Here is a 15,804-nt window from a genome sequence, read left to right as displayed (position 1 = left end):
ATGCGTCAGAAACCAAAATTTTGGATACGTCCGCGGCCTTATTCGCAGCAAGATGCCTTGCCGTGCTCTTGAACCGATGGACACGGGACAGAGCCGTAAGAGCAAAACACGCAACAGTCGCCAGCCTTGGGTTTAAGCCGAGTGCCGCAGCCCTTGCAGTCATAGAAAAACTGGCAGGCGTCGGTTGGCATGACCTCAAGGGATTGGTGGCCGCAGGAGGGGCAAATCAATGTGGATTTGGTCTGCATTCACTCTCACTAGCAGCAACGCGAGTATCGGGTTGCAACGCCGAGGTGACAGCAAAGGGCCCTCCGCCCGGTCTGGCAATCAATCTCCGTCAGCGGGCGAAGAGCCTCCTTGCGACGGAGCGGCGGACCGCCGCATGAGGAGACTAAGACGTTCGTGTGACAGTGCCGTGAATTATGCCCATTGCCTCTTTGGGGTTTACCCAACCGAGTCAGTCCGCTGAGACAAGAATGCCGTCTCATTAGGGTTGACATCTGATTTGTGAGACGACATTGTCTTTGGGTTCAGACCCTAATGAGACAGGATCGCCATGACCGTCATCGGCTACGCCCGAGTAAGCGCCACCGACCAGAACCTTGACGTTCAGGTGAGCACACTCCGTGCTGCAGGCTGCGAACTCATCCGGTCGGAGAAGCGCAGCGCCACCACGACGGCTGGTCGCGAGGAACTGCGCACGGTGCTCGACTTCCTGCGCGAGGGAGACGTTCTGACAGTGACCCGTATCGACCGCCTGGCGCGGAGCATCGGTGACCTCCAAGACATCGTCCGCGCTGTAAAGGCTCGCGGCGCGATCCTGAAGGCCACCGAACAGCCCATCGACACCAGCACGGCGGCGGGCAAGTGCTTCCTCGACATGCTGGGAGTGTTTGCCGAGTTCGAGACCAACCTGCGGCGGGAACGACAGCTTGAGGGGATTGCGAGTGCAAAGGCACGTGGCGTCTACAAGGGCCGCAAGGCGAGTATCGATGCCGAGAAGATCAAGAAGATGAAGGCCGACGGCGTGGGGCCGTCTACCATTGCAAAGACGTTGAAGATCGGTCGAGCGTCAGTTTATCGCGCACTCGCGGAGTGAGCCGCCTGTTTCCTGCACCCCGAGGGGGGAGAGAAAATTTCGGACGAAAGCATGCTTACTTCCGGCAAAGCCCCTCACAAAGCCGCCCGTCAAAACAATCCCGACTAATGTGCAATGGAGCCCGACAATTTCCTTAGGCTGTCTGCAATAGCGAAGCGGCCACGAGGCCTGATTGGTCCCGCCTGACGGGCGACCGAAGTAGCGGTGACTGTTTATGAGGGCGGAGCAGAAGTCCACAGTCATCGCCCAAACCGACGCGATTGACCCAAAGCGGAAGTCGGCATAATGCACGGAAATCAGATTTGCGATTTGCCGCTCTTGTTTCGGCTGAGCATTTCCTGCTCAACTTGGTCCGCGAGAACACCCAAATGCGCGGCAAGCCTGTCGAACATCGCCCGCTTCGATACGTCCGTAGCGAGTTCGCTAATCAGCTTGCATTCAGCCGCGTCTCTTCGCAGCTTTTCGAGCTGTGCTTGATAATCCTTCACGGGCGCCCTTCAGTTCTATTCTGGCGAGCGTAAGCCGGGGGAACGCAGCCAGTCGTTCACATGCGCTGCTGTCTCGGCTTGCCTCGCGCGTCGAAGAAGAAGCTCCCGAGACATGCTGCCTGGTGGTTCTCTTTCAGCCGCTTCCCTGAATTTATTGGCCTCTTCGGCCAGCCGCTCTTCAAAACTCGATGTGTGTTTGACACGTCGGCGCGTGCTGCCCATGGCACAAACTCCTTTCACAGATTGCTCATGGCTGCATTTTTTTAGGTCTCCCAAATCGATTGTGTCTGTCCGGTAGCCGACACAAAATCTGAATCGTCTACGCTAATGTCGGATGCTACCGCACCGCAAAATCCCTAAATAAGCCCTCGCTGAGTCAGGTACCGAGCAGAACCGAGGCCCAGCGGTGTTACGATGCCGTCATTGCCGGCCACGATATTGGGCGTCGGTAACTGAGAGTTCTTGCACTCCCGCCTGTCGAACGGGAGCGCAAAGATGTTCCAGTCCAACGCGATACTTGCGTCCTTGTCAGCGAGCGATACCGCCGCCCTGCGACCTCATCTCAGAGCCACTCATCTGCAGCAGAAGACAGTGCTGTACGATGTTGGCGACACGGTCAAAGCCGTCTATTTCCCAACAACCGCTGTCGTCTCCCTGGTGGTGTCGCTTGCGACCGGCGAAATGACCGAGGCCGCCATGGTGGGCAGGGATGGCGCTATTGGTGTCGCATCTGCGCTGGATGGAAGAGTCGCCATGAGCCACGCCATCGTCCAATTGGGCGGCGATGCGATGGTGTGCGACCCCGCCGCATTCAGAGGCGGGGCGCTGCAGTCGGAGTCCATAATCGCGACGGTCATGCGACACGAGCAGGCCCTGTTTGCGCAAGCGCAGCAATCGGCTGCCTGCATGGCGCATCACGAAGTCGATGCCCGCCTTTGCCGCTGGCTGTTGCGTGCGCGCGATTTGTCGGGAAGCGATCACCTTCCTTTCACGCAAGAATTTTTGGCTGAAATGCTCGGTGTCCGGCGCACCAGCGTAACGACGGTTGCCCGGACGCTTCAGGAAGCCGGGATGATCAAGTACACGCGCGGTAAGATAGAAATACTTGATGTCGAGGGTCTGCACGAATGCGCCTGCGAATGCTACGAAACGATTAGAGGGCAGTACCAGCAATTACTGCCCATGCCTTAGGGCCTAGGCCCGTTTACGTCGGCCATTGGCCCTTACTTAGCCGAACAAGGCTGAGACCATTGTGTCGGCTATCGGCGGCAGACCGGACGCGGGGCCGTGCTCACTTCGACGCTTGTGACCCAAGGCGGACCTAGGGCCGTCGCCGATATTCTTAGTCTTGCCGAACACTATGTCCTTGTGTCGAAGCTGGATAAGGCGCACCCTGCATCAACTGTTCGACGGGCGCGGATCCTGAAGCGCCCGCGTGTTGTCATAAAGCGGCCAACTGCCGAGCGGCCGCTATTCCCGATAGACAACACCGGTGCCGTCGGCAGGCACAATAACCTGTAAATTGAGTTGCTTCAGGCTCGGGGTGCCGTCAGCACTCCTGTCGGTGGTGTACGGTTGCACGTGCCTCTCATCGAAAGGAAAAGCCATGCTAGTTCAATCAATTCTGCAGGCCGAGTCACGGGCTCGTCTCCTTCAGGGAATGGCCATCGGCGCTGTCGCGTCGATGGTCATCGGATTTTCGTGGGGCGGAGCCTCGGAGCATTAAATTGTCGGTCTTGCGCCAGCATCCGTACTTTCGCGATCTTGCGCCCGAGACGCTCGACCAGCTTTGCCGCTACACCAAGCATACTGTGCTGAAGCGAGGCGCCACGCTTTTCGCCAAGGATGATCCGGGCAACAGCCTTTACGTTGTTATCAGCGGCACGGTGAAGATCAGTATCTCCTCTCTCGACGGCCGCAACGCAATCCTCAATTTTGTCGGGCCCGGGGAGCTGCTCGGCGAGATGGCGCTCCTGGATGGACAGCCGCGGAGCGCCGACGCCACGGCGAACACCAATTGCGAGATTTGCGTCATTGACAGGCGCGACTTTCTCCCCTTCGTGCGCAGCCAACCGACGCTCGCCATGAAGTTCGTCGAGCTGCTGTGCGCGCGGCTCCGGCAGACAAGCGATCAGGTCGAGCAGCTCATTCTGCAGGATTTGCCGGGGCGACTTGCCAGCGCGCTGCTAGGTCTGAACGAGAAGCGCAAGGTCGACGCCGAAGGGAGCACCATTGCGATTACGCAACAGGAAATCGGCGAAATGGTCGGCATGACCCGCGAGAGCATCAACAAGCAACTGGGGGCGTGGGCCTTGCGAAAATGGGTTCGTCTCGAACACGGGGCGATTGTCGTCCTCGATGCGCTGGCGCTGCGGGAACTCGCGGACGCAGGAACGCGCGGCGGCGATTGACGCCCATTTGGAGATCCTGTTTTCAAGCTGCTTTTGCGAGGACTTGCCCGAACGCGTTCCACCTCGACGCGGCCCCCTCAGAGATAGCCTTCGCCCGCTTCGGCAGTGAAGCGGCCTGTGTGAGACGCGCGTCCTTCGGGTAAAGTCCTGCGGGTCATCTAGGAGTACGCGAACGGCTTGCGGCAGATCATCAAGAAGCTCTGTCAGCGCCTCCTCAATTGAAGCCGCCTCAGCTGGCAGCTGATGTCGGCTTCTGGCCCATCAGCGAAGTGCTGACACCGCTCACTGTGGTCAGCTTAGTGGGGTGCAGCGGACGAGATTTGCTCACGCTGAGTTCTTCGCCTTTTAACCCAAAGCAGACTTTCACCGGCCTGATTACACTTCCAAGACGCCACCTTTTGTCTGTACGATAGTTCAGCTTGGCTGAGGGCCGCATGAAACGGCGCAAGTTCATCACGGTTGTTGGGGGTATGGCTGCAACGTGGCCGTTCGCAGGTCATGCTCAGCAATCGACCAAGCTTCATCAGATCGGTGTGCTTTCACTCGGCCGCGGTGACAAGTCCGACGCAAGTCTAAAGACTCTCGATGCGTTTGTGCCGGCATTGCGTGTGCTCGGCTATACTGAAGGAAAGAATGTCGCGTTTTACCGTAAATTCGCAGACGGCGATGAGGACAAGCTCAACGAGTACGCGCAGGAATTCGTGACGCACCGCGTCGACGCAATTGTTGCTTTGGCTACCCCGGCCGTCCGCGCAGCCAAGAAAGCGACTTCCACCATTCCGATTGTCGGCATAGGCATGGCAGATCCCGTCGACGACGAACTCGCTTCCAGCCTGGCGCGGCCGGGCGGCAATGTCACCGGGACGGCATTTCTCGGCCCGGAGTTGGTGTCCAAACGGCTTCAACTGCTTAAGGAGATCGTTCCTGGTCTCTCTCACGTTGTCGTTTTGTGGCACCCTCGTGCATACGGTGAGCGCACAATGAAGGGGATGCTGAACGAGATTGCGAGCGCCGCCCGATCTCTCGGAGCAAGCCTTCAACTTGTGCCGGCGGATAGCCCCGCCGATCTCGAAAGCGCGTTTGCGGAGTTGGCCAAAGCGCGAGCGGATGGTCTCGTCGTGTTTCCTAGTCCGATGCTGTACAGCCAGTACTCTCGGATTGTACCCTTTGCCGAGAAGATCCGCCTCCCGACGATCTACGCCGCCAGAGAGGGCGTGGAGCTCGGTGGCCTTGTCTCTTACGGAGTCAACCTGCCTGACCTGTCACGCGCGACCGCTATCTATCTGGACAGAATACTCAAAGGCGCAACGCCGGCCGAGTTGCCGATACAGCAGCCAACCAAGTTCGAGCTGGTTGTAAACCTTAAAGCGGCCAAGGCGCTTGGTTTGGCGGCTGGTCGAGACTCTCTTCTGACCGCCGACGAAGTGATCGAATGAGCAGGCAGAATGTCTGCGATTGGCCCGAATGCGAAGTCTGCGCGGCCTCTCAGAAGGTCCGCTCATCAAGGTACGCCGGAAGTGACTGGCCGACCTCGCAAACGGCGCTTTTGACCCAAATGAGACTCCGACCAGAGCGGGATCTGAAAAGGTTCAATATTAACGATCTGTCTTGGATCGGAACCGAACGCAGGGCGTCGGCATATTACGTCATTAGTGCAAACCCACGGTTTAGGATCCGTATGCACGAGGTAGCGTCATGAAGCAGCGTCGTCGTTTCAAACACACCTCATCACTTGAAGAACGACTTTCCGAGGAAGCAAATCGCCTACGAGCTGAAGCCAAATTGCTTCCACCAAGCGTGGCACGGGAGGAAATGATCCGCAAAGCCCGGCAGGCCGAAATAGCCTCCCACTTGAACGAGTGGCTTAGGTCGCCGGGACTTCGCCCACCAGAATAGAAGCAGGGCCGCACACGGGTCCGAGGAACAAGCGAAACCCGAGCACGTTGAGCCCCATCACCGGCCAAGCCCGCTTCGTAGGCGTCGGTGGCTGAGAGTCCGAATCGCGCTCCCGCCTGCACAGTAAAGGGGGAGCGCTTTGCCCAACTCCTCATCTGAAGCGGCCGGTATCATGGCACGCATATGTCTTGGCCTTGCGATCTTCGGTACTTCATCGCTGGTCGCGGTATTGATTACGAGCACCTTCATACTGCGGTAAGGCCACCTCAGGTGGCGGCCTCTTTTCTTTTTGGAATGCGATCCCATGTCGCCCGCCGGGCGCTAGCACGGAGTGCAGCGAGGCTCCGAAATCGTATGCTTATCACGGGGCAAACTCGAAACGAATTCCAAAATTCTAAACGGCGCTTTTAACCCGAACCGGGCATTGCAGCGACCTGGGTTCAATTTAGCCGATTGAAATCGTGTCCCAACTTGCCGCTTCACCTCGACTCCAGGCCATATTCCTGCGCAGAATGTCCGATCATCGCCCTGCCCCGGCTGTTATCGGTGACTGAGAGTGTTGCGCTCCCGCCTGATCCAAAGGAGTGCATCACATGCAGGAATCTCACTCCACTCGGATGATCGAGCAATCTCGCTGCCCCAAGTGCGAGATTCGCATGATGCTGGTCGGTGTCGAGCCCAGCTTTGCTGGTCCCAATTTGCGCACGCTTGAATGTCCAAAGTGCGAACTGGCTTACAAAGCGCTGGCCGAGGGACCGATGAAGCCGAGAGCAAAGCGGCTGGCTCGAGAGCGAACTTGGCTGGGGCTGCAAAGAAAGCAACCTCAATAAGGCTGGCCACTGGGTCCCGGCGGAGGAGCGCAAATGCCGTCAATCGAACAATGCAGAGCCTATGCTGCGGAATACAAACTCCTAGGAGCTGATCCGAAAAATTCAGCCCGCCGATCTACCGTGCTTATGAACATTTCACGTAGTTGGACAGCACTAGGGCACCAGCTTGAGAGCCTCGCGGATATCGCGAGATCGGAAGGAAAGTAAGGCCGCCTTGGTTGGCGGCTTCCCTCATTTGGAATGTCGCCTATTGATGCTGTGGACGGCTCCTCCACCGGCACGAGAGTGCCAAGGAGTGGGTGCCGTTTTAAGGCTCCCACGAATCGGAGGAGCAACCTATGCAATCAATTTCGATGGTCGGTCTGGACATTGCGAAGTCGGTCTTCCAAGTGCACGGCGTTGATGCAGCCAGTCAAGTGGTCGTACGCTGTCAGTTGAGGCGCCGCCATGTCCTGGCGTTTTTCCAGAAGCTGCAGCCGTGCCTGGTTGGCATCGAAGCTTGCGCCTCGTCGCATCACTGGTCGCGCGAGTTGCAGGCGCTCGGCCACACGGTACGGCTGATGCCGCCGGCCTATGTGAAGCCCTACGTGAAGCGGCAGAAGAACGATGCGGCTGATGCCGAGGCGATCTGCGAGGCTGTCACCAGGCCGAACATGCGGTTCGTTGCGACCAAGACGGTCGAGCAGCAAAGCTGCCTAGTGCTCCACCGTACCCGTCATTTGCTGATGCGTCAGCAGAACTCGGTGATCAATGCGATCCGCGCTCATCTTGCTGAGTTCGGGATCGTGGCGCCGGTCGGGCGTAATGGAGTTGAGCAACTGCTTAGGGTGGTCGCTGATTCAAAAGATAGCAGATTGCCCGAGATCGCACGCGCGTGTGTTGCCGTTCTCGGCGCCCAGCTGCAGATGCTGAAGGCTCAGGTTCTAGAGTCCGATCGTATGATCACGGCTTGGCACCGATCCAGTGAAGTGAGCAAAAGGCTCGACGAGATCCCCGGCGTCGGGCCGGTATTAGCTACCGCGCTGGTTGCCAGCGTCGTCGAGCCGAAGGCGTTTCGATCAGGGCGGGACTTCTCAGCCTGGATCGGGCTCGTGCCGAAGCAGAACTCAAGCGGCGGCAAGGAGCGGCTTGGCAACATCAGTAAACGAGGCGATCGCTATCTGCGCAGCCTGTTCACGATCGGCGCGCTTGCTGTGATCAGGTATGCCAAAATCCATGGCACTAAGCATCGGCCTTGGCTCGCAGCAATGCTGGCACGGCGCCCTGCCAAAGTCGCTGTTATCGCTCTCGCCAATAAGCTCGCCAGGATTGCTTGGGCGATGATGGCCAGGAGTGAGCGCTATAAGGAACCAGTCGCGCTTGCGGCTTAACGAGATCGCGCCGTGTATTCGGCGTGATGTGACGGTTGGGAGGGCCAACAGCACGTAATGCAGAGCCGGTCGATCTGGCGATCAGGACAACCCACATGGGCCACAGCATTGTCGAATGCGTCCTGTTGACTGGGACCTGATCCGCGGAAGGCATTATGGCCAGCGGTCACGTGAACCGCGTCAAAGGCCGAACACATGGCTGCTCCGACCAATCCTGCAGGCGTGAAAAAAGTCCTTGCCAACCCGGAGCCGTCCACACATGGCCCTTTTGAGACCTGCCGACCGCCTCTGAGAATGTCTGCTATCGGCGGATGAGCGGAAGAATTTATATATCCGACCGAACACCGGGCGCAGCTTGCTCTGGACATATCACAGGCATTCGCGAGCTGATCGAACTCTGTTGCCGTAAGCACCCTTCATCCGTACGACACGGGGCAGCCCCAAACGGGGAGAAAAAACTTCCCGAAAGCACGCTTATTTTCGGCAATCCCCCCTGGCGAAGTCACCCGACGCCCGTCAATGCCGAATGAACACCGTGGCAAGCGGTGGTCGCAGAGCGACGTAGAAACGCGCTGGCACGCGCTCGCTGACTCGCCCTGTGTTGAGGCCTAGGCTCCGCGCCAGACGCGCAACACCCCTTCGCGAAAGCCGGCGACGAACTGATCAGATACGTCCGTGGCAGAATTTGGCTGAGATCATCGGACGAGCCGCTCACCATGGTGGCGAGTTCATGCGCCGAAGCATGCTCTGCCCATCGGCGACCCAACTCCAAACCGCGTTGCCGATCTACCGCTGCATCCATCGTCTTGGACTATACCCCCGTTTTTCGGCTCCGGCGAAGTTGATGACCGCGCTCGGGCCCTTTACGTCCTCGCCAATCTTGGAAACTTGGGGGCAGAAAAGATCGGCTAGACGCGCCCCAGACAAGCAAAACCTCAGTGTTTGGCTAGTGCACTTTGTGCCAATGCATTGAGGGCCTCGCGGCCATAAGTTACAGTCGTTGGAGGAGACAGCGCCGGGACATGGGCACGGTTCGCGGACCTTGGGCATTTTCGGTAGTCGTGCGGCACGCGGGTGCCGGGTAACTCACCATACCACCGAGCTAGAACCCAATGCGTCGACAGAGCGCGGCGGCGCGGACGGCCCAACCAGAGGAGGACACTTTCGACATGAAGCAATGCCTCTTTTGTTTTGGGAGCGATCATCCGCGGAGAGGTCTCGCCCGAAGGACTCAGGCAGGTTGGTCGCGAACCTCTGGCTCGAGTGCCCACCATTTGGCTTTGACGGATTGAGGACGCAGGGTGAATTTCCAGGTCACGGTGCTGAAAATCCTGGTGAGCTATCCGGACGGCTTCGCCGTGATGGAGGATCTCAAGCGCGACATGGCGATCTTGGCGACCAGCGGCCGGGATTGGGCCGATCGGACGAGGCGGCTGGCCGCGTGCGTGCCGGACCTCGACATCTTTTCCCAAGGTCTGGTGGACCGCGAAAGCGGCGGGTGGAAGATCACTGACAAAGGGCGGGCAATACTCGAATTCATGGAGGCCACTGGCGTCGACCAACCGCTCGAGGCGGTTCCGGCCGAGAGGGTCGATACGCCCGTGCCTCCGCTGCCGCTGCTCCCGGAGCGGGCGAAGCGAAGGCGGGAACGGCGCGAGCGCCGTCGCGAAGGACGCGAGCGAGCTCTTGCGACCGCGTCCTGATGGCGCGCGTCAGAAGGCCGTGAAATCCAGGTGGTAGAGCATGGCCGCGACGAGCGAGAGCAGCTGTCCAAAGCCGCAGAAGATCGCGATGGTTTTGAATTCCTCCGCGCCGTCAGTCGAGCGGACCGCGCTCGACGTTACGGCAGGGCTCGTTAAAGGTCTCAAGCGGAATTAGGTTCGTCGGCCTCCCATGCCGGGATCGGAGTGCACGAAGGCAACCATCCGGCTAAGGCCGCAGGCATCTTACTCTGTGTTCTGCTCGACCGTCTCGATCGTCATCGAGACGGTTTTCGCCGCCGCGGACAAAGCCCGGCACTTTCTCCAAAGTTCCATCACGCGCCCTCTTGTAAGGACGGCGTGACATCCATATACCATCTATACAGATGGTAATTGGATGGCCAGAAGCATGCCTTCGAATATTCAAGAACTGAGGCCGAAGTTTCCGGAAACCGAAAAGATCACCATCAATCTCGGCTTCGTCGACCTGGGCCACGTCGATCTGATGGTGAAGGACGGGTTCTATTCGAACCGCACGGATTTCATCCGGACGGCGATCCGCAATCAGCTCGAGCGTCACGCCGACGTGGTCAAGCAATCTACCGCGCGCAAAGGCTTGGATCTCGGCCTCCGGAATTACACGCGCGCGGATCTCGAAGCGGTGCAGCGAGCCGGCGAGATGCTGCACATCAATGTGCTTGGCCTTGCCAGCATCGCGCAGGACGTCACGGCCGAACTCGCCCGCGCCACTATCGGCTCGGTTTCCGTGCTCGGAGCCCTCCATGCCACCCCCGCGGTCAAGGCCGCCCTCGCCGACAGAACGAGGTGAACGATGCTGAATCAAGACATAGTCCGCGAAGCAACCCGCCTCACGCGTGTCGGCCAACTGGTCGAGGCCACCGCGCTGCTGCAGCGCATGCTCCAGGGCGGTAGCGCTCCAAGGCCGGGGTCTCGCAGCGCCTCTCAGGTTCGGCTGCCGCGGCTCGATCCGCTTACCATCGACGCCACGGCCGACGTTGTCGAGGAGCGGGAGGCTCCGCAGATTGCGCCGGCCCGCTCTGCTCAGGGACGCAGAGGCTCCTTACCACTCGACGGCATGCGGGATTTTTCCGGGCTCGGCCTGCGAAGTCCGATCACGCGCGCTCCTCTGTCGCCATCGGACATCGTGCCCGAGGGCACACGGTTTATCGCCGGTACCTTCAGTAACGCCGCGGGAGGCCGGACCTATAAGCTGTTCATCCCAAGTCGCTGCCGGGGACAACGGCTTCCCCTGATCGTCATGCTTCATGGCTGCACCCAGTCGCCTGACGATTTCGCGGCCGGCACCCGGATGAACTTCCTGGCGGAAGAGCAGAATTGCTTCGTGGTCTATCCTGAGCAGCCGAGCGGAGCCAACCATTCGAAGTGCTGGAACTGGTTTCGCACGGGCGACCAGCGCCGCGGCGGGGGCGAGCCCTCGATGATCGCCGGCATTACCCGCCAGATCATGCGCGAGCATGCGATCGATCCGAAGCGCGTATACGTCGCGGGTCTGTCGGCCGGCGGGGCCGCAGCCGCCATCATGGGCTCAACGTATAGCGACCTGTACGCGGCCGTCGGTATTCATTCAGGTCTCGCGTGTGGAGCCGCGAGCGATCTTTCCTCCGCGTTCGTCGCCATGCGGCAGGGAGGCGGCTCCAAGGCAATTGCGGACGGCAAAACTTCTGTGCCGACCATCGTTTTCCATGGCGATCGCGACACTACGGTGCATCCAAAGAATGGCGATCAGATTATCGAGCAGTCCGCCAGGGCAAAGAGGCCGACGACGAAGGTACTTCGCGGACGCGTACCCCACGGCCATGCCTATACTCGCACCGTCCTGATCGACGGGGCCGGTCGGGCGATTTCCGAACACTGGAACATCGATGGCGCCGGACACGCGTGGTCAGGCGGCAGCCCCGCCGGATCCTACACTGATCCGCAAGGGCCGGATGCGGCGAGGGAAATGCTGCGTTTCTTCCTCGAGCATTCGCTCGGTGGGTAGTCTGGCTCCACAGGGCGCTCAGGTTTGTCCTCGAGCACATCGCCGAGTTTCCGGATCATCTTCGTGTCGCCGAAGCCGGCCTTTAGCGATCTAACGAAAGGCTTTGCTTTAGCGACCGCAAACATGCAGGCGTATCAAGCGAGGCTTCTTGAGATAGCCGAGGCCAACGCGCAGTTTGCTTTTGAATTCGGCCTGAGACTTGCGACGATCAGGTCACCAACTGAATTTTTCGGCGTCATTACGGAGTTTACAAGCAGACGGGTCGATATGTTCGGGCAGCATTCGAAAGAATTGGCGGCATATCCGTTCTGGCGCATCAAGCGCCCCCGAGAGCTCACGGCTCTGCCGGGACGATAACTGTAAGCCGTACCCGCTGCGGCAAAGGATGGACGCAAACGCGGATTTCGAACGGGGCGATGTCGCCGCGCCTTGCGTGCGTTGGGATTCTGCATGGCGTGCATACTCGTGCTAAATGGTAGCGCGTCTTAGCGCTCGTTCCGGGTAGGCGTACTGGCCAGACAGGAGATTTTGCAGGATGATCTCGACGTCGGTCTCAGCCTCATCTGTCTCACGCCAGGCGCAACCGGCGCGCGCGCCGAAGTCTTCAAGCACCAGATAGATCTCGCGGTCGAGGCGGTCGGCCGGCAATCGAGGGCGAGGAACGCATACGCTACTCCGATACGACAAGGGCGAGAGACGGGCCCCGGCTCCGGGGAAACAAGGGGGTTAGGCCGGGGCCGCTCCGCCAGCTCTGGCAGCGAGCCAGCGACGATTCAAATAATCACCCGCCGTTGTGGTTCCTTTTCAAAACTCAAGCCGGCGCTGGCGTATATGACCCAGTGTCTGAAGCTGATGGGGCCTAACATGGTAGAAGGCAGGCCAGCGGGGAGAGGCGCTCCCACGTCCCGCGCGGGCAACAGAAGGGCTGAGCAAATGATCAACATTGCTGAGTGCCGAGAACATGCTGCCAACTACAAGAGACTTTCTGGCGCGACCGGCATTTCCAAGGACCGCGCCGCCGCCCTGAAGAACATCGCCCGAACTTTTGTGGGGTTGGCCGGCCAACTGGATAGACTGGCGTCCCTCGCGAGGAACGAGCAGAGGGTAGACAGCTTCAGGTAGACAGCCTCAGACTGGCGGCCTTAGATGAAGTTTCCTGCGAAACTTTCAGATGATCTGTCGCCTCGCCTGCGATTTCTCATTTGGCACCTTCTGTTCGCCGCCGCATTGTACGCGATGGGCCACGCTGATTTTGTGAGATACCTTCTTCAGGCGCAGACTTGCCTGGATGAGGCTGAAAGGGCGACGCGTGAGGTCGACAAGGAGGCATGGCTGAAGCTCGGGGAAGAATGGATGGAGATGGCGCGCAAGGCTCAGGGGCTGAGGCCATACGAGCATTAGGCCCGGCGGGCCAATTTTCGGGTAGGGATGCAGAGTTCGATTTCGGGAACTGAATCTCTTTGGCGCCCTTAGAGTCGTGGTTGATTGCTCGAGGAGCCGCGCCATGGCAAAGCGCCGCAGAGTGAAACAAACCTGCTCTCTTGAAGAACGAATGGCTGAACAACCGCTGGGGCGGAACGTGAAGCCCTGCTTCGGCAAGCTAGCATTGCTGAGATGGGCGCACATCTGTGCGACTGGCTGCGCTCGCCAAGCTTGCAGCCGCCGAAATAGCCTGAGGAGCTCTGATGGGCGCGCTAATTTGATTTAGGAACGTAATCGAGCCGCCCGACTCTGCCCCTAAAGCGAGCGGCCCATGATCCGGTACTACTTCGATATCCGGGACAACACCGGCCTCTATCCCGATGAAGAAGGGCTTGAGTTCCAGACTCAGCGAGAGGCCGAGGTCGAGGCCGCCAATTCGCTTGCGAGCTTGGCGCAGGACTTTGCGGACATACGGCAAGACGTGGCTGTCGAGGTGCGAACGGATGTCGAGCGTGTGTTTCAAGCTGCGTTCATTTTCGACAGAAGCAAGACGAAGCAGTAAGGCCGCCTCAGTTGGCGGCCTCTTTCGGTTCAATGCCCGCAAGACCCCGATGCGGGCAAACATCGTCGGGCCGCCACTCTCCGCCACCAGGATCAAGGCTTCCATCGCCGCTTGCCATTCAGGCTCGGCGTGCTGTTGCTTCGGCAGCGTGGCTTACTCGGCGGCGTCGAGTTGCGTCACCTGTACGCGATCTCCGATCGTGATCGGATCCTCGAAACGCCGACCCCAGCCTCCTTCGGTCATTCCTTCCGCTTCAGCTCAGGTCCCGCGGCAGCAATGGCGTGTTCAACCTCGTCGGCCAGAACTGTCAGATGCTCGGCCAGCCTTGTGAACAGTTCTCGCTTCTTGGGTTCAGTAGCGAGATCGCGGATCAAGGCGCACTCGGCAGCATCCGTGCGGAGCTTTTCCAACTGAGCCTGCATGTCTTTCATTGCGATCGGGTCCGTTCCCGATGAGGAACTATACCGCTTTGGGCACAAGTGGACAGAACTGATTGCCGGTTTTTCCTATGCTCGTCACCACCTGGCGACCCCATTACCGCCAAGGTGACCTCCAAACGGCCCCGGCAATTTGGTCTTTTGCTGGGGCCGCTTTTGCGCTGGTGCCGGCCAGCCGGACATTGGTCCCGCTTTCGTGCAGCTCGAGTCAGCCTTTCTCAACTGCATGCTTGATGCCGGCGCCGAACTCCAACCCGGTGGCCTTGAGCGTGTAGAGAAACGGAGCATTGAGCTTTTCGATGTAAATTTCAGGAGAAGCTGGGAAGATCGGCCAATGATCTCCCGACCGGCATTCGCATGACGCTCGCGGCTAACGAACTCAAGAAATCTTCGCGTTCGACCGGCGCGGCGGCGGAGGCGGTCGCGTATCAATTCGAAGCGGCGTTCCAGCGCGCCTTCAAGAGCCTCATGGGCGTCACTCCGGCGCGGTGGCGCAAGATGTAGGTGGCAGGGGCGTGTTCGCAAGGCGCGTAGCACCAGCCGAAGGGAAGCCTGAGGAAATGCAGGGTTAGCATCCGTGGCAGATGATCAGCTTGCGGTCCAACTCCCGGTCGAACTGCTGCTGCTGACGCTCCCATGCCGAGAAGGCTTCGTGCGGGGGGACATCGGCTTGGTGCGGCTGCCGACGGCCGACCGGAGCAAACCAAGGCCGCTGTGCGGTCAGCACGGGCGGCGCATGGCCTGCAGTCCAGCCAATTGGCAGGTCGGGGAAAACGCGGACGGCATCGTACTGGTAGGCCGCCTGCGCCGGCGAAAGCAGTCCTGCGAAGACGAGACCAGCCCTTACCGTGCTGATTACGCGCTTCAAAATCGAACTGTGGGACATGCCCCCTTTGCTCCTGATGCACCAAACGGGACTCGCCGAACCGGCAGGCAGTTTGATTACCGGGAGTTCTCCGGCACTCCCGTTCGGCAGGGTCGAATGCGCAGTCGCCGGCGAGCGGGAAGCTCCCCGGCGACGCATCACCATTGGGAGTGCCACCTTATTGCCGCATCAGGCGAACCACGTCCTGCCTCAGGAGGTAGACCGAGACGGCGAGCAGAACGACGTCCTTCATCAGGAAGGGAACGTTGCCCGTCATAGCAGGGAAGCCGCCTGCAGCAACATCCCAGCCCTCCGGCATGAACGGAATGATTGTGACTGTCGTGATGAAAGTACCGGTCGAGCCGAGCGCGCCGAGAACACCTAGCCGCTTCTCCCAGAAGCCTGCGAGCAGCAGACTGCCGAAGGTCCATTCGGAGGCGCCCAGGAAATGGCTGGCACCCGCGTGGCCGAACACAGGATAGAGCCACCATATCAGTGGCCCGTTGCTGATGAACGGGACCAGTCGTTCGAATTCGTACGGAAACCACTTTTGGTAGCCGAAGAAGAAGAACATGATCACCATCGAGGCGCGAACAACATGATAGTCGAGGTCTTCCGCGAGAAAGCCAGACCTATGCAGCGCGCGGACAAGGCGAGTTTGCGTGGCGGTGGTAATCGTGGTCATGGTCGTAATCCTTTCA

The 15,804-nt window shown here is 59.5% G+C and carries 18 protein-coding genes; 13 read left to right on the top strand and 5 right to left on the bottom strand.

Annotation, left to right across the window (positions count from 1 at the left end; all coding sequences use genetic code 11):
• Positions 1-38 precede the first annotated feature (38 nt).
• Entirely contained in the window at positions 39-248 is a 210-nt protein-coding gene (locus tag AB7008_RS40145; protein WP_080752141.1) for a GDCCVxC domain-containing (seleno)protein, read from the bottom strand.
• Positions 249-556: 308 nt separating this feature from the next.
• Here AB7008_RS40145 and AB7008_RS40140 point away from each other — a divergent pair, with 308 nt between their 5' ends.
• Positions 557-1,099: a recombinase family protein gene (locus AB7008_RS40140; protein ID WP_248879747.1), complete on the top strand. Its 543-nt coding sequence runs from the start codon at positions 557-559 to the stop codon at positions 1,097-1,099.
• A 296-nt stretch (positions 1,100-1,395) separates the two neighbouring features.
• On the opposite strand, the gene AB7008_RS40135 is transcribed toward AB7008_RS40140, so the two are convergent.
• On the bottom strand, positions 1,396-1,587 hold the full coding sequence (locus AB7008_RS40135; protein ID WP_041960919.1) for a hypothetical protein: 192 nt from the start codon (positions 1,585-1,587) through the stop codon (positions 1,396-1,398).
• A gap of 495 nt (positions 1,588-2,082) precedes the next feature.
• On the opposite strand from AB7008_RS40135, the gene AB7008_RS40130 reads away from it, so the two are divergent.
• From AB7008_RS40130 to AB7008_RS40080, 11 genes are all read left to right on the top strand, one after another.
• Positions 2,083-2,778 (top strand): Crp/Fnr family transcriptional regulator, encoded by a 696-nt coding sequence (locus tag AB7008_RS40130; RefSeq protein WP_041960920.1) that lies wholly within the window; start codon positions 2,083-2,085, stop codon positions 2,776-2,778.
• A 530-nt stretch (positions 2,779-3,308) separates the two neighbouring features.
• On the top strand, positions 3,309-3,998 hold the full coding sequence (locus AB7008_RS40125; RefSeq protein WP_244464319.1) for a Crp/Fnr family transcriptional regulator: 690 nt from the start codon (positions 3,309-3,311) through the stop codon (positions 3,996-3,998).
• A 434-nt stretch (positions 3,999-4,432) separates the two neighbouring features.
• Positions 4,433-5,434 (top strand): ABC transporter substrate-binding protein, encoded by a 1,002-nt coding sequence (locus AB7008_RS40120; protein WP_248879746.1) that lies wholly within the window; start codon positions 4,433-4,435, stop codon positions 5,432-5,434.
• Between the two features lie 1,628 nt (positions 5,435-7,062).
• The gene (locus tag AB7008_RS40115; protein WP_248879745.1) at positions 7,063-8,094 is read left to right on the top strand and encodes an IS110 family transposase; all 1,032 of its coding nucleotides are present in this window, start codon (positions 7,063-7,065) and stop codon (positions 8,092-8,094) included.
• Between the two features lie 1,301 nt (positions 8,095-9,395).
• A complete protein-coding gene (locus AB7008_RS40110) occupies positions 9,396-9,797 on the top strand; it encodes a hypothetical protein (RefSeq protein ID WP_041953053.1) in 402 nt (133 codons plus the stop codon).
• A gap of 406 nt (positions 9,798-10,203) precedes the next feature.
• Positions 10,204-10,623 (top strand): CopG family transcriptional regulator, encoded by a 420-nt coding sequence (locus AB7008_RS40105; protein WP_441260582.1) that lies wholly within the window; start codon positions 10,204-10,206, stop codon positions 10,621-10,623.
• Between the two features lie 3 nt (positions 10,624-10,626).
• Positions 10,627-11,817: an extracellular catalytic domain type 1 short-chain-length polyhydroxyalkanoate depolymerase gene (locus tag AB7008_RS40100; RefSeq protein WP_041953055.1), complete on the top strand. Its 1,191-nt coding sequence runs from the start codon at positions 10,627-10,629 to the stop codon at positions 11,815-11,817.
• A gap of 63 nt (positions 11,818-11,880) precedes the next feature.
• Positions 11,881-12,174, top strand: a complete 294-nt coding sequence (locus tag AB7008_RS40095) for a phasin family protein (protein WP_248879743.1) — start codon at positions 11,881-11,883, stop codon at positions 12,172-12,174.
• Positions 12,175-12,750: 576 nt separating this feature from the next.
• Positions 12,751-12,939, top strand: a complete 189-nt coding sequence (locus AB7008_RS40090) for a hypothetical protein (protein WP_041953056.1) — start codon at positions 12,751-12,753, stop codon at positions 12,937-12,939.
• Positions 12,940-12,963: 24 nt separating this feature from the next.
• Positions 12,964-13,218: a hypothetical protein gene (locus tag AB7008_RS40085; RefSeq protein WP_041953058.1), complete on the top strand. Its 255-nt coding sequence runs from the start codon at positions 12,964-12,966 to the stop codon at positions 13,216-13,218.
• 352 nt (positions 13,219-13,570) lie between these two features.
• Positions 13,571-13,801 carry a DUF6894 family protein gene (locus tag AB7008_RS40080; protein ID WP_041953059.1) on the top strand — a complete coding sequence of 77 codons (231 nt, stop codon included), beginning with the start codon at positions 13,571-13,573 and terminating at the stop codon, positions 13,799-13,801.
• A 239-nt stretch (positions 13,802-14,040) separates the two neighbouring features.
• Here AB7008_RS40080 and AB7008_RS40075 read toward each other — a convergent pair whose 3' ends face one another.
• A complete protein-coding gene (locus tag AB7008_RS40075; protein WP_038955530.1) occupies positions 14,041-14,232 on the bottom strand; it encodes a hypothetical protein in 192 nt (63 codons plus the stop codon).
• A gap of 363 nt (positions 14,233-14,595) precedes the next feature.
• On the opposite strand from AB7008_RS40075, the gene AB7008_RS40070 reads away from it, so the two are divergent.
• Positions 14,596-14,742, top strand: coding sequence for a hypothetical protein (locus AB7008_RS40070; RefSeq protein WP_244463934.1), 147 nt, complete (start codon positions 14,596-14,598; stop codon positions 14,740-14,742).
• 64 nt (positions 14,743-14,806) lie between these two features.
• Here the strand turns inward: AB7008_RS40070 and AB7008_RS40065 are convergent, their stop codons facing one another.
• Together AB7008_RS40065 and AB7008_RS40060 are read right to left on the bottom strand one after the other, a co-directional pair.
• A complete protein-coding gene (locus AB7008_RS40065) occupies positions 14,807-15,124 on the bottom strand; it encodes a hypothetical protein (RefSeq protein ID WP_041953061.1) in 318 nt (105 codons plus the stop codon).
• 157 nt (positions 15,125-15,281) lie between these two features.
• Positions 15,282-15,788, bottom strand: a complete 507-nt coding sequence (locus AB7008_RS40060; RefSeq protein WP_041953501.1) for a YkgB family protein — start codon at positions 15,786-15,788, stop codon at positions 15,282-15,284.
• Positions 15,789-15,804 lie beyond the last annotated feature (16 nt).

It is taken from the genome of Bradyrhizobium sp. 521_C7_N1_3 (genome assembly GCF_052075975.1).
GTDB lineage: Bacteria > Pseudomonadota > Alphaproteobacteria > Rhizobiales > Xanthobacteraceae > Bradyrhizobium > Bradyrhizobium japonicum.
The sequence above is the reverse complement of the archived record's forward strand: the minus strand, read 5'-3'. Positions and strand labels throughout refer to the sequence as shown.